The sequence below is a fragment of the Phytobacter cepae genome (assembly GCF_054165735.1).
The window spans coordinates 3934265-3947205 of record NZ_CM135107.1 but is presented as its reverse complement, the minus strand read 5'-3'; the positions used below and the strand labels follow the sequence as shown (position 1 = coordinate 3947205).

The window sequence follows — 12941 nt, the reverse complement described above, 5'->3', positions numbered from 1 at the left end:
CGTAATGGGTTACACTCTGCCAACTCTGTTGTCATGATGAACACCATGAAACCTATCACCCTTTATGATGTTGCCCGCCTTGCCGGGGTCTCTTATCAGACCGTTTCCCGAGTGATCAACCAGGGGGCGCACGTCTCTGTGCGCACGCGGGATAAGGTGATGGCGGCGATGGCGGAACTGCATTACATCCCGAATCGCGGTGCACAGCAGCTCGCTGGAAAACGAACCCGCACGCTGGGGCTTCTCACCGCTGATCTGGCACTTCATGCGCCATCGCAAATCGCAGCAGCGGTAAAATCGAGAGCCGGGCAGGTCGGGGTGAGCGTCATTATTTCGATGCTGGAGCAACATGACGACGCCGCCTGTAGAGTCGCGTTGCAGGAACTGCTGGCTCAGCGCGTGGAAGGGCTGGTGGTCAACGTGCCGCTGGACGATGAGCGCGCCATTATGCTCGCCGAACTGGCCCAGCCGGTGCCGGCACTTTTTCTTGACGTCAGCGAAACGGCCCCCGTCAACAGCCTGATTTTTGACGCCGGGCAGGGCGCGCGTCTGGGCGTCAGCCATTTACTCGCCGAAGGGCATCAGCGTATCGCGCTGCTGGGAGGGCCTGCTTCCTCCGTCTCGGCGCGAGCGCGCCTGTCGGGCTGGAAATCTGCCCTTGAGGCTGCGCACCTTGCACCTTACGGATGCGAACACGGAGACTGGAGTGCGGCATCCGGTTATGAAAAAGGGCATCAGCTTCTTGCCGTCAGCCCGCTACCGCAGGCCATTCTGGTTGCCAACGATCAAATGGCGCTCGGCGTGATCCGTGCCTGTACAGAAAAAGGCGTGAGAGTCCCTGGGGATATTTCCGTCGTAGGGTATGACGATACCGCTGACAGCGCCTGGTATTCTCCCCCGTTGACGACGGTCCGTCAGGCCTTCCGCGATGCCGGAGAGCGCAGCGTTGACTGGCTGTTGGCCCAGCAGGCCGACCCTGCGGAATGTCCATTGCAGATGCGATTACCCGTTACTCTGATTGAACGTAATTCAACGTCACCGGCCACCCGCACCGAGGTCTCCGGGGAAAATCTGGCGAGACAATTGCATGAGCTGGCGCAGCTGGCGGCACAACTCGATCGACGTAATTAGTTTTGTGATCCTTTTCGCTTTCTCTCACGACGCGGCTTTACCCGTGCGTTAAAAACGGGCATGTTATCCAAAATTGTGAGCGCTTCGCAAAAAGAGGTCGATATGTCCATCAACGCTGTGAGCACGCTGTTATCCCGCCGGGACTGGGAAAATCCGGTTATCACCCACTGGCACCGCCTTGCCGCCCATGCTCCCCTGCAAAGCTGGCGCAATCTTGATGCTGCGCGCGATGACAGCAGCGCTACCTCCCGGCGTTTACTCAACGGTGAATGGCAGTTCCGCTTCTTTGGGGCGCCCGAACAGGTGCCGGACAGCTGGACAGAACAAGATTGCGTGGATTCAGTGGCGATGCCGGTGCCCTCCAACTGGCAGATGCAGGGTTTTGACATCCCCATTTACACTAATGTGACCTATCCGATTCCGGTGAATCCGCCGTTCGTACCAAAGGAGAATCCCACCGGTTGTTACTCGCTCACATTTGAGGTGGATACTGACTGGCTGACCAGCGGGCAGACGCGAATTATTTTCGATGGGGTGAATTCCGCCTTCTATCTCTGGTGTAACGGTTACTGGGTTGGGTATTCGCAGGACAGCCGCCTGCCTGCTGAATTCGATCTCAGCGCCGTGTTGCGACCGGGCACGAACCGCCTGGCAGTGATGGTGCTGCGCTGGTGCGACGGCAGCTATCTGGAAGATCAGGATATGTGGCGCATGAGCGGAATTTTCCGTGATGTGTCTCTGCTGCATAAGCCCGAAGCGAGAATAGCGGATTTCCACCATGTGACCCATCTGAATGCAGAATTTGACCACGCTCTGTTGCAGGTCGATGCGCAACTTGCCGGTAACTACACCGATTGTGAGGTGGTATTCACCCTCTGGCAGGGCGAGTGCAAAAAGGCTGAGGCCCGACAGGTTCCGGGCAGCGAGATTATTGATGAGCGTGGCGCCTGGGCGGAGCGGCTGAGCGTCGCGATGCCCGTTGAAAATCCGCTGCTGTGGAGTGCGGAAACCCCCCATCTGTATCGCTTAACGGTTGCGCTTTATAGCAGCGCAGGCCAGTTGCTCGAAGTTGAGGCCTGTGACGTCGGCTTTCGTGAAGTGGAAATCAGCAATGGCCTGCTCAAGCTGAATGGCAAGCCGCTATTGATTCGTGGCACTAACCGGCATGAGCACCACCCGGAAAACGGTCAGGTGGTGGATGAAGCGACGATGCGTCGTGACATTGAACTGATGAAGCAGCACAACTTCAATGCCGTGCGCTGTTCGCATTACCCTAATCATCCCTTGTGGTATCGCCTGTGTGACCAGTACGGGCTGTACGTGGTGGACGAGGCCAATATCGAAACGCACGGTATGGTTCCGATGAGCCGTCTTTCTGACGATCCCCAATGGCTGCCGGCGATGAGCGAGCGTGTCACCCGCATGGTGCAACGCGATCGCAACCATCCCTCCATCATCATCTGGTCTCTGGGCAATGAATCGGGCCACGGTGCCAGTCACGATGCGCTTTACCGTTGGATAAAAACCACCGATCCGACGCGTCCGGTGCAGTACGAAGGCGGCGGAGCGAATACGGCGGCAACCGACATTATTTGCCCGATGTATGCCAGGGTCGACCAGGATCAGCCTTTCCCGGCGGTGCCAAAGTGGTCCATTAAAAAATGGGTCAGCATGCCCGACGAAACCCGTCCGCTGATCCTGTGTGAATATGCGCACGCGATGGGTAACAGCTTTGGTGGGTTCGCAAAGTACTGGGAAGCATTCCGCGCCTGGCCCCGTTTGCAGGGCGGTTTCGTCTGGGACTGGGTCGACCAGGCATTGAGCAAAAAGGATGAAAAGGGGGAGTCCTTCTGGGCTTACGGGGGCGATTTTGGCGATACGCCAAACGATCGCCAGTTCTGCATGAACGGACTGGTTTTCCCGGACAGAACACCGCACCCGGCGCTGTACGAAGCCCAGCGTGCGCAGCAATTTTTCCAGTTTGCGCTGATCGGCACCTCGCCATTGGTGATTGAAGTCACCAGCGAATTTCTGTTCCGCGACACCGATAACGAAAGCCTGCGCTGGTCGATTATGCGCGACGGTCAGACGCTTGCCGAAGGTGACGTTGCGCTGGCCATTGCACCGCAGGGTTCTCAACGTATTACGCTCCCGGCGCCAGCGTTGGAAGCCGCTCCCGGCGAAGTCTGGCTGAATGTCGATATTTATCAACGCGACGCCACCCCGTGGTCGCCGCCGCAGCACCTTTGCGCCTGGGATCAGTGGGCGTTGCCTGCACCGTTGTGCGTGGCACCCAGGTCCGCTTCTGCTGAACGTCCGACGCTGATAACGGATGACGAGATGTTTGTGATTGAACTGGCGAACCAGCGGTGGGCATTCTCACGTCAGAGCGGTCATCTGACCCAGTGGTGGCGTAACGGGCAACCCACGCTGCTGTCGGCGGTTATCGACAACTTTACCCGCGCGCCGCTGGATAACGACATTGGCGTGAGTGAGGCGACCCGCATCGATCCGAATGCGTGGGTGGAGCGCTGGAAAGCGGCAGGAATGTATGAACTGACGCCGCACCTGTTGCAGTGTGAGGCGCAGGAAAATGCCAGCGATGTGACGGTGATGACCCGTCATGGCTGGCAGCACCAGGGTAAAACGTTGTTTATCAGCCAGAAATGGTGGCGGGTTGCGGGCGACGGTGTGTTGCAAGGCGAAGTGGATGTGCTTGTTGCCGCTGACGTTCCCCCGCCGGCGCGTATCGGCCTGCACTGTCAGCTTGCTGGGGTGTACCCACGCGCGACCTGGCTGGGACTGGGTCCCCATGAAAACTACCCGGATCGCAAACTGGCCGCTCGCCAGGGACAGTGGACGCAGGAACTGGCGCAGTTACATACGCCCTATATTTTCCCCAGTGAAAACGGATTACGCTGCGACACCCGTATGTTGCGTTATGGCGCACATCAGTGGAATGGACGATTCCATTTCTCATTAAGTCGCTACAGCCAGCAGCAGTTGAAAGAGACCACGCATCACCATTTACTGCGTGAAGAGGACGGCTGCTGGCTACAGCTTGATGCGTTCCATATGGGGTTGGGCGGCGATGACTCCTGGAGCCCCAGCGTGTCGCCGGAGTTCGTGCTGAGCGAAAATACGGTGCGCTACGCCTTCCTCTGGTCTCAGGACTGACGGTTACCTCTCAGATGCGGCGGGGATGCTCCCGCCGTATGTCACGTTGTATGATCTTCCAGATTTCTCTCTGCCCAGGCGATAAAACGCTCTTTTGGCAATGCCTTACTGTATAACCAGCCTTGTCCGTACTGCACGCCATGCTGATACAGCCAGGCCAGCTGTCCTTCTGTCTCAATCCCTTCCGCCACCATCGCCAGCTTCAGGGCTTTGGCCATCTCGACAATATGGGTGGTCATGTTTTTATAGGCCAGCGCATCCACAAAGGATTTGTCGATTTTGATGATATCGACCTCCATATTTTGCAGGTAGCTGAGGCTGGAATAACCGGTACCAAAATCGTCGATATAGATGGCATGCCCAGCAGCGCGAAGGGCGGAAATCGTCGGCATGCTGGTGGCCGGATCGGCAAAGCCCCGCTCGGTCACTTCCAGGGCTATCTGCGAGGCAGCAAGCTGCCACTGGGTCACCAGAGTGTGTATCTGCGTTGGCACCGTTGAGGTCAATAAATCGGATGGCTCAAGATTAATGGAAATATGCTGATCGGGATGGGCGCTAAGCCAGGGCCCCATGTCTTCAAACACCTTCTCGATAATGAGTTTCGTCAGTTGCGGCATCAGGCCGGTTTGCTCTGCCAGCGGGATAAAGGTATCCGGGAAAAGCAGCCCGCCGTCGCGTTGCCGCCAGCGTACCAGCGCCTCCGCGCCTACAATTTTTCCGTTTCCAAGAGCAACAATCGGCTGATAGAACATCTCGATCTCCCGGGCCCGAATAGCATCCAGCAAACGGTAGCGGGGCGACTGCAAACGGCGAAGAATACGAATCAGGAAGAGCGCGATGCCCAGGCTCAGCAATAAACCCACGGGAAGCCAGATTGCCAGCAGTCGCAACCAGCTTGTCTCCAGCGGGGTCAGTGAGGCCCAGGTAATAATAGCAATCCCCATTTCCGGCACGGGGGTGATATTCCATGCGGCATTACTTGCCTGAAGCTGAACCGAATGCTGCGCATTGACCTGACGTAACACGTCGGCGCCCGGCGCTTGACTGTTACTGGCAATCACGCGCTTCGTATTAAGGCCAATCAGCGCAATGTTTATCGGCCAGGATCCGGATGAGAGCACGTCAATAAACGACTGGGGATCGGTCATAATGATGTGGTGTTCGGTGCCGATCGCAACCATATATTGCGTCAACCCCAGATCGTTATGGCTGGTCAGCCAGGCGCGAAACCCGTCGTTGGTGACTTTTTCCGGTGGTGGAAAGGCGGTCGCTTCGCTGCCACTTTCCAGCGATGAGCATTGAGGGATATTGTGATTGAGATAAATCACTTCCTGCACATAGCGAAAGGTATAGGATGCCCGACGCATCATCAGCAGGTGCGCCGGACTACAGGGTTCTCCCTGGAAACTGTCTAAATGGCGAAGAGCCGTTTTACCCTGAGCGGCCACTTTTTCCGCGCGCATCTTCACCAGTCTGGAAAAGGTATCCAGCTCGTTCATAAATGTCTCTTCCGCCTGGCGATGCGAAAGCCACACGCTCAGCGCCACGGGCAAGAGAACGGCGAAAAGTAACACACCTGTAATCAGGCTCACCAATCGTCGGTTTGTCATGACCAAAAATCCCTGTTTGATACTGATAAACATGCGTATTTGAAATCCACAAATGTTATAACACGCGACAATGATTGATTTCTTTCAGGAATGACGGGATGAAGAAAAAAGAATTCGTAACCCAGGATCTCCTTAGCAAAATTTATCAGTTCAGCGATGCGGGTCCGCGAAAACTCCCCCCTGAAAGACAACTTGCCGAAGAGTACGGCGTCTCTCGTTTTACCGTCCGTCAGGCGATTGAGAAACTGGCCAGTATTGGCGTGGTGCGCATCGTGCAAGGATCGGGCGCATGGATTAACGAGCAGGCGCGAAACAACCCCCTGGTCTACAACTCAATTACTGAAAAGCGCTTCGATCAGATTCGCTTTCGGATGATCAGTCTGCATAAAAAGCGCCCGAACAGGGATGAGCAGCAGATCTTCGGTCTGAGCGACGAAAGCTTTATCTGGCAGTTTTGCCGCCTGCGTTTTGTGGATGAAGAGGCGGTGCAGATTGAAGTGTCTCGTATGCCGGCGGTGGATTTTAGCGACCTGAATCAGCAGGTGATTGAGAGTTCATTGCAGCAGTATGTATTGGGAAAAGGGTATCAGATTTCGCATATGTTAACGACCTACCGGGCGGTCACCGTCAGTCGCGAGCAGGCGGCATTGCTGGGCTGCAAAAAGGGCAGCCCGGCTATGCACATCAGCAATCGCGGTATTCTCGAAGGGGGGCGGGTGTATGAAATCAGTGACATCATCGACATCAATTACACCTGCACTTACGTTATCCCCCATAACCGTCAGAACCTGGCCTTCCGCAAAGGCGAGCAGTGAATTAAGGCGTGTGCATCGTTCCATCCGGTAAGCGGCTTTGCGTCCACTCATGTGGGCGATAAAGCACCGGGTAGCGCAATCCCTCTTCTTCGTTAAAGGTGACGCCAATACCCGGCGTTTGCGGCGGATAAACAAACCCTTCTTTAACCACGGGCGCGCCGGGGAAGACGGCGTCGGTCTCACCAGAGCGCGGAATATATTCCTGAATGGCGGCATTATGCAGGTGAATATTCAAATGCGTATTCACCGCCACCCCAATCGGCGTCATGTCGCCAGGGCCATGCCAGGCAAGGCGGACGCCAAAGGCCTGACAGAGTACCGCGAGTTTAAGTGCGGGCGTAATGCCGCCAATTTGCGAAATATGGCAACGAATAAAATCGATGCGGCGGTTCACAATCAGATCGTGCCACTCTGCCGGATTATTGAACAGCTCCCCCATCGCCAGCGGCACGCTGCTGTTATGGCGAATCTGTTCAAACCAACCGCTTTGCTGAGGGGGCAGAATATCTTCAATAAAATAGGGCTGATAGGGTTCGAGCTGTTTGGCCAGCTGCACCGCCTGTTGCGGGAACAGACGTTCATGCACGTCGTGCAGAATCTGCAGGCCGTAGCCATATTTCTCCCGCAGCGCCTTGAACATCGCCACGGTATTGTTCATGTACTCTTGCTGATCGAAATAAGCCCCTGGGGTCGGATTGTCAGGGGTATGCAGCTGTTCGGGTGTGCCGCCGTAAAAGCCCAGTTGACAGCGAATATGGCGATATCCCTGTTCGCGAAGGCGGTCAACGCTTGCAAACAATGCTTCCAGCGTGTCGCCGCTGGCATGGCTGTAGGCAGGAATGGCGTTGCGTGACTGCCCGCCGAGGAGCTGATAGAGCGGCATGCCCGCCAGTTGGCCTTTGATATCCCAAAGTGCCATATCCACGCCGGAAATGGCGTTGTTCATCACCGGACCATTTCGCCAGTAGGCATTCACGTTCATCATCTGCCACAGGTCTTCAATGTGGTTAGCATCACGGCCGATAAGCAGCGGCTTCAGGTACTCATCCACCATTGTTTTGACCGCCAACGGGCGCTGCTGGAAGGTGGCGCAACCATGGCCGGTGATGCCTTTATCGGTCGTGACGCGCACGGTCACCAGATTGTGCCTGTCCGGACGGGTGATAAAACATTCGATATTTTGAATCAGCGTTGGCGTCACTGGGAACTCCTTTACAACGAGGTGATAAGCCAGAATGGTTATTATCTTCTCCTTAAATTTTGCTCAAGGTAAACCCTTTTTTAATATAAATATTTTGGTCAGTTATTTTATTTATTTTTAATTAAAAACCGTACCAATTTGTTGTTGATCTGGCTTTTTGTAGCTGTTCTATGGTTAATTGTGATGTGCCTCATGTTTTATTGGTTTGTTTTGTTGTTTTTCTTTCTTTACTCTTTAGGGAAAGTATTAAAACGACAATATTCCTGCAGGAGCACGTATGGGGACACAAGAGGCCATCAACAATATTATCCGTTTGGTAGGCGGGAAAGAGAATATCAACAACGTCTGGCATTGCATGACGCGCTTACGCTTTGATCTGATTGACGATAATAAAGTCGATCAGGGGGCGATCAAAGCTCTGCCAGGGGTAATGGGGGCGCAGCTGCAGAGCGACCAGTTCCAGATTGTCATTGGCCCAAAAGTAAACAGTTGGTATGAGCAAATGCTGGCGGCGCTGGGGAATAAACCTGCGGCAAGCACTCCGGGCAAAGGGCGAAAAAGCCTGGTATCGATGTTCATGGATACCGTATCCGGCGTTTTTGGGCCGATAGTGCCTGCCATTGCCGGGGCCGGGATGATCAAAGGTCTGCTGGCCGGACTCATTGCCCTGAAACTGGTATCAGCAAAAAGCGATACGGTGGTGATCATTGATTTGATCGCCAGCGGCGTCTTTTACTTCCTGCCGTTTTTTCTTGCGGTCTCGGCGGCAAAAATCTTCAAAACCAATGAATACCTGGCGGCGGCGGTCGCAGCCTGTTTGATGTATCCGTCGTTAATCGATGCGGCGAAAGCGCTGGCGGCACACCAGGAAGGGGCAGTGAGCGCCCTTTGGCTGCTGAATGCAATCCCGGTGTCGGTGTTTAACTATGCCTCCAGCGTCATTCCGGTGATTTTCTCTATCCTGGCACTGAGTTACATCCATCGCTGGGTCGACAGATTTATGCCGGACGTGCTGAAAACGGTCTTTACCCCAACGCTGACGCTGTTCCTCGGCGCGCTGGCGGCGCTGGTCATTATCGGGCCGATTGGTATTTACCTGGGTAAGGCGCTGGCGTTGTTTATTGAAGGGTTGTTTGGTGTGTCCGCCAGCTTCGCCGGACTGGTGGTCGGGGCGATTCGTCCGGTGGCGATCCTCACCGGGATGCATCACGCCATGACGCCTATAGCGTTGCAGAACTTCAGTGACCGCGGATACGACATGCTGATGCCGATGATGTTTATGGCAAATATGGCGATTGCTGGCTCGACCTTTGCTATCTGGCGGCTCAGTAAAAACCGTCAGGACAAGACGGTGACCCTGTCAGCGGCCATTTCCGCACTGCTGGGCATTACTGAACCAGCCCTGTTTGGGGTACTGACGCGCTATAAAAAGGCCTTTATTGCCGCCACGGTGGCAAGCTCCCTGGCCTCGGCGTTTATCGCCTTTTTTGGTGTCCGGCTCTACGGCTACATTCTGTCGAGTATCTTCAGTCTGCCAGCCTATATCGGTCCGTACTTTGTTTATGCCCTCTCCGGGGTGGTGATGGCGCTGGTGCTCTCTTTTGTGCTGACCACCCTGCTGGTGGGCAAAGAGACCAGCGACTGATTTACCGTCGGTGCGCCAGTCGGCGCACCAGATGGTCTCCGGCCATTTGCACGCCCTGAACCATCACCAACAAAATGACGACCGTGCCCAGCATGACCTGATCGTTAAAGCGTTGGTAGCCATAACGAATCGCCAGATCGCCTAAGCCACCCCCGCCGATTACGCCTGCCATGGATGAGAAACCAATCAGCATCACCACGGTCAGCGTGATGCCCGCCAGCAGGGTAGGCAGTGCTTCCGGCAGCAGCGCTTTGGCAATCACATGCCACGGGCTGCCGCCCATCGAGAGAATGGCTTCAATGCGCCCATAGTCGACCTCGTCCAGCGCGCTTTCCGTTAACCGGGCAAAGAAGGGGAAAGCGCCAATGGTAATCGGCACAATGGCGGCGGTGCTGCCGAGCGTCGTGCCAATCAGTAACCGGGTGAACGGAATAAGGGCAATCAGCAAAACGATAAAGGGCAGGGAGCGACCAAAGTTGATTATCGTACCCAACAGGGCGTTGATTCTCGGCATCGGCACCAGGCCATTTTTACGTGAAATAAACAGAAGAACACCGAGCGGTAATCCAATCAGCACGGTAAAGAGTGATGCCAGCGCCACCATATAGAGGGTATCGAGCGTTCCGTCGACCAGCAACGGCCACAAATCTTCCCAACTCATGCTACCACGCATAAAGGCCTCCCGTTAAAGCCGTGGCGGGCAAGGAAATCGCGCTCGGCCTGCGGATCGTGAAGCAATGCCTGACGCAGTTTTGACCAGGGAGCGACCAGCAGATCGGCGATCTTTCCACTTTCAATTACTTCACCGTTCTCCAGAAGGGCGGCGTGATCGCACAGCGTTTTCACCACGTCCAGCTCATGGGTAATCAGCACAATGGTTAGCTTCAGTTTTTGGTTGATATCAGCCAACAATGACAGCACCGACGCGGTGGTTTCCGGGTCGAGCGCGCTGGTCGCCTCATCGCAAAGCAGCACATCGGGACGAGCCGCCAGTGCCCGTGCGATACCGACGCGCTGCTTCTGCCCGCCGGAAAGCTGTGAGGGAAACGCTTTCGCTTTGTCGCTTAGTCCTACCAGCCAGAGCAGCTCTTCCACACGCTCCTGACGCAGGGCTTTCGGCGTGCCGGCAATCTCCAGCGGAACGGCGACGTTATCTGCCACCGTGCGCGCATGGAGCAGGTTGAAGTGCTGGAAAATCATACCGGTGCGCAGGCGATGCTCGCGCAGTCCGGCTTTGTCGAGTTGCGTAATATCACTGCCGTTGATGAGGATGCGGCCCGTGGTGGGCCGCTCCAGCAGGTTCAGACAGCGGATCAGGGTACTTTTCCCCGCGCCGCTGCGCCCGAGGATGCCATAGATGGCCCCTTTCGGTACGCTCAGCGACACGTTGTTCAGTGCCGGTCGGCCCGTTCCGGCATAGGTCTTACTCAGCCCTGCAATTTCAATCATGACTGCGGGGCGACCGGGATCACGGAACCGTTATAGGTTTTACGAATAAATTCGGCCACCTGCGGTGACGTCAGGTCTTTTGCCAGCTCTTTGATACGCGGATCGTTAGCAAGATTCGGGTTAGTCACCAGAATATTGGCGTACGGGTTATGGTCGGCACTCTCCAGACCCAGGGCATCTTTGGCTGGGGACAGACCGGCTTCAAGCGCATAGTTACCGTTAATCACCGCCAGTGCGACATCATCCAGCGAACGTGGTATCTGCGGTGATTCCACTTCCAGAATCTTCAGATGTTTCGGGTTTTCAACGATATCCTTCGGCGTGGCCAGGGTACTGGCCGGATCGGTGAATTTCGCATCCAGCTTAATTAACCCCTGTTTTTGCAGCAGGAACAGCGCACGGCTGAGGTTGGTCACATTGTTCGGCACTGCGACGGTAGCGCCATCCGGCACGGATTTAAAATCTTTGTATTTGTGTGAATAGATGCCGAGCGGTTCAATGTGCACCGTGGCGGCAACGGCAAAGGTTTTACCCAACGCCTTTTCCTGACTTTTCAGATAAGGCACATGCTGGAAGTAGTTGGCGTCCACATCGCCGCTGGCCAGCAGTTCATTGGCGTTCGCGCCGCTGGTGAGTTCAACAATTTTGATATCCAGCTTCGGATCAATTTTTTTGACGTAATTGAGGATCTCGGCGTGCGGAACCGGATCCGCCGCAATACGCAGTGTTTCAGCCTGAGCGGTACCCCATGCCAGAGAAAGAGACAACGCCACCCCTGCCAGTTTAAATGCGGCATATTTCATGATGTTTTTCCTTATATTGTTATGGTTTATACGATCAATTGTTCACTGCGTTCGCGCAGCACGTCGCGGTAGTAACGCTCGGCTACGTCCGGGTGGGAGCGTAAACGGCCCTTCAGGTAGTTCCAGCCTACGTCCCGTAAAAGGGGGTTATGCGGATCGCTTTCCGGCCCCTGCGCATCACGTGCCAGTGCCTCAGGCAGTGCGTAAACCGGGACGACGGCATCCAGTTGTGCGCCGAGGAAGAAGGCAATCGACAGGCGATCCTGTCCCGCCGGTGGTGAGAGAACGCGGTGCACGGTGGCCCGCAAATAGCCGTTGGTTGCCAGCTCCAGCAATTCACCAATATTGACGACAAAACTGCCCGGCAGCGGCGTGGCATCAATCCAGTTATCCGGCGAGACTTCAACCTGTAGGCCTTTCTGCTCATCCTGTAACAGGAAGCTCAAGAAGCCGGAGTCTTTGTGCGCACCCACTCCCTGATTGCTTTGGCTGCTCTCCTGGCCGGGATAGCGAATCAATTTGATATGCTCGTTGGGTTTGTTGCCATAAAGGGCATCGAACGCATCGGCGGGCAATGCCAGCGCTTCGGCGAAAGCACGCAGCAGGACGATGGCCATTTCGGTCATTGATTTCTGCCATTCAAGAAGCGTGGTTTTCAGGGCGGGTTGCTCTTCTGGCCAAAGATTTGGCCCCTGCAGTCGACGCCAGCGCGGGGCGTTTTCGTCCAGTTGCAGTGCCGGACGCTCGGCGCCAATGTCAAATTGCTCACGCCAGTCCGGCTTGCCGCGGGTCAGCTCCGAGGCAGCACGGTTATAGCCGCGAAAATGGGGAGAGTGAATCATCGCCACCTGCTGTTTTTGCGCATCACTCAATGCAAAAAAGCGGCGGGCTTCTTGTTGAACGGCGAGCTGGAGATCGTCATTCACGCCGTGGTTGGTGAGGTAAAAGAAACCGATATCGCGTGCGGCAGTGCGCAGTTGTTCAAGAAAGGCATCCCGTTCAGCGGGATTGAAGTACCGCGCGAGGTTGAGGATCGGTAAGGTGGTGGCGTTCATTGTGTTCTCCGAATAAAGGTTCGCAGGTGTCAGTTCTTGTTAGAGTCCGGGGTTC

10 protein-coding genes are annotated in these 12941 nt (G+C 55.5%); 4 read left to right on the top strand and 6 right to left on the bottom strand.

The window, feature by feature from the left end; genetic code table 11:
* Nucleotides 1-45 precede the first annotated feature (45 nt).
* A complete protein-coding gene (locus tag ACUY4Q_RS18650) occupies nt 46-1131 on the top strand; it encodes a LacI family DNA-binding transcriptional regulator (RefSeq protein WP_458044197.1) in 1086 nt (361 codons plus the stop codon).
* Between the two features lie 102 nt (nt 1132-1233).
* Entirely contained in the window at nt 1234-4308 is a 3075-nt protein-coding gene (locus ACUY4Q_RS18645; protein WP_458044196.1) for a beta-galactosidase, read from the top strand.
* 41 nt (nt 4309-4349) lie between these two features.
* On the opposite strand, the gene pdeB is transcribed toward ACUY4Q_RS18645, so the two are convergent.
* Nucleotides 4350-5918, bottom strand: coding sequence for a cyclic di-3',5'-guanosine monophosphate phosphodiesterase PdeB (pdeB, locus tag ACUY4Q_RS18640; RefSeq protein ID WP_458044195.1), 1569 nt, complete (start codon nt 5916-5918; stop codon nt 4350-4352).
* Between the two features lie 98 nt (nt 5919-6016).
* Between pdeB and ACUY4Q_RS18635 the strand changes: the two genes are divergently transcribed.
* Nucleotides 6017-6733, top strand: a complete 717-nt coding sequence (locus ACUY4Q_RS18635) for a GntR family transcriptional regulator (protein ID WP_458044194.1) — start codon at nt 6017-6019, stop codon at nt 6731-6733.
* 1 nt (nt 6734) lies between these two features.
* Here ACUY4Q_RS18635 and ACUY4Q_RS18630 read toward each other — a convergent pair whose 3' ends face one another.
* On the bottom strand, nt 6735-7934 hold the full coding sequence (locus ACUY4Q_RS18630) for an enolase C-terminal domain-like protein (protein ID WP_458044193.1): 1200 nt from the start codon (nt 7932-7934) through the stop codon (nt 6735-6737).
* A 277-nt stretch (nt 7935-8211) separates the two neighbouring features.
* Here ACUY4Q_RS18630 and ACUY4Q_RS18625 point away from each other — a divergent pair, with 277 nt between their 5' ends.
* Nucleotides 8212-9579 (top strand): PTS transporter subunit EIIC, encoded by a 1368-nt coding sequence (locus tag ACUY4Q_RS18625; RefSeq protein ID WP_458044192.1) that lies wholly within the window; start codon nt 8212-8214, stop codon nt 9577-9579.
* A gap of 1 nt (nt 9580) precedes the next feature.
* Here ACUY4Q_RS18625 and ACUY4Q_RS18620 read toward each other — a convergent pair whose 3' ends face one another.
* Genes ACUY4Q_RS18620 through ACUY4Q_RS18605 form a run of 4 tightly spaced genes read right to left on the bottom strand, consistent with a single transcriptional unit; the run spans nt 9581 to nt 12886 of the window.
* Nucleotides 9581-10240 (bottom strand): methionine ABC transporter permease, encoded by a 660-nt coding sequence (locus ACUY4Q_RS18620; RefSeq protein WP_458047387.1) that lies wholly within the window; start codon nt 10238-10240, stop codon nt 9581-9583.
* Nucleotides 10237-11028 carry a methionine ABC transporter ATP-binding protein gene (locus ACUY4Q_RS18615; RefSeq protein ID WP_458044191.1) on the bottom strand — a complete coding sequence of 264 codons (792 nt, stop codon included), beginning with the start codon at nt 11026-11028 and terminating at the stop codon, nt 10237-10239. Before ACUY4Q_RS18615 ends, ACUY4Q_RS18620 begins: the two co-directional genes overlap by 4 nt.
* Complete coding sequence (locus ACUY4Q_RS18610; RefSeq protein ID WP_458044190.1) at nt 11025-11831, bottom strand: MetQ/NlpA family ABC transporter substrate-binding protein; 807 nt, start codon at nt 11829-11831, stop codon at nt 11025-11027. Before ACUY4Q_RS18610 ends, ACUY4Q_RS18615 begins: the two co-directional genes overlap by 4 nt.
* Before the next feature lie 26 nt (nt 11832-11857).
* The gene (locus tag ACUY4Q_RS18605; RefSeq protein WP_458044189.1) at nt 11858-12886 is read right to left on the bottom strand and encodes an isopenicillin N synthase family dioxygenase; all 1029 of its coding nucleotides are present in this window, start codon (nt 12884-12886) and stop codon (nt 11858-11860) included.
* Between the last annotated feature and the right edge of the window lie 55 nt (nt 12887-12941).

Bases quoted from the DNA above. Each gene is read 5' to 3' on its own strand.
- ACUY4Q_RS18610 (WP_458044190.1), bottom strand. From the start codon at position 11,831: ATGAAATATGCCGCATTTAAACTGGCAGGGGTGGCGTTGTCTCTTTCT.
- ACUY4Q_RS18615 (WP_458044191.1), bottom strand. From the start codon at position 11,028: ATGATTGAAATTGCAGGGCTGAGTAAGACCTATGCCGGAACGGGCCGA.
- ACUY4Q_RS18650 (WP_458044197.1), top strand. From the start codon at position 46: ATGAAACCTATCACCCTTTATGATGTTGCCCGCCTTGCCGGGGTCTCT.
- ACUY4Q_RS18635 (WP_458044194.1), top strand. From the start codon at position 6,017: ATGAAGAAAAAAGAATTCGTAACCCAGGATCTCCTTAGCAAAATTTAT.
- ACUY4Q_RS18645 (WP_458044196.1), top strand. From the start codon at position 1,234: ATGTCCATCAACGCTGTGAGCACGCTGTTATCCCGCCGGGACTGGGAA.
- pdeB (WP_458044195.1), bottom strand. From the start codon at position 5,918: ATGACAAACCGACGATTGGTGAGCCTGATTACAGGTGTGTTACTTTTC.
- ACUY4Q_RS18625 (WP_458044192.1), top strand. From the start codon at position 8,212: ATGGGGACACAAGAGGCCATCAACAATATTATCCGTTTGGTAGGCGGG.
- ACUY4Q_RS18605 (WP_458044189.1), bottom strand. From the start codon at position 12,886: ATGAACGCCACCACCTTACCGATCCTCAACCTCGCGCGGTACTTCAAT.
- ACUY4Q_RS18620 (WP_458047387.1), bottom strand. From the start codon at position 10,240: ATGAGTTGGGAAGATTTGTGGCCGTTGCTGGTCGACGGAACGCTCGAT.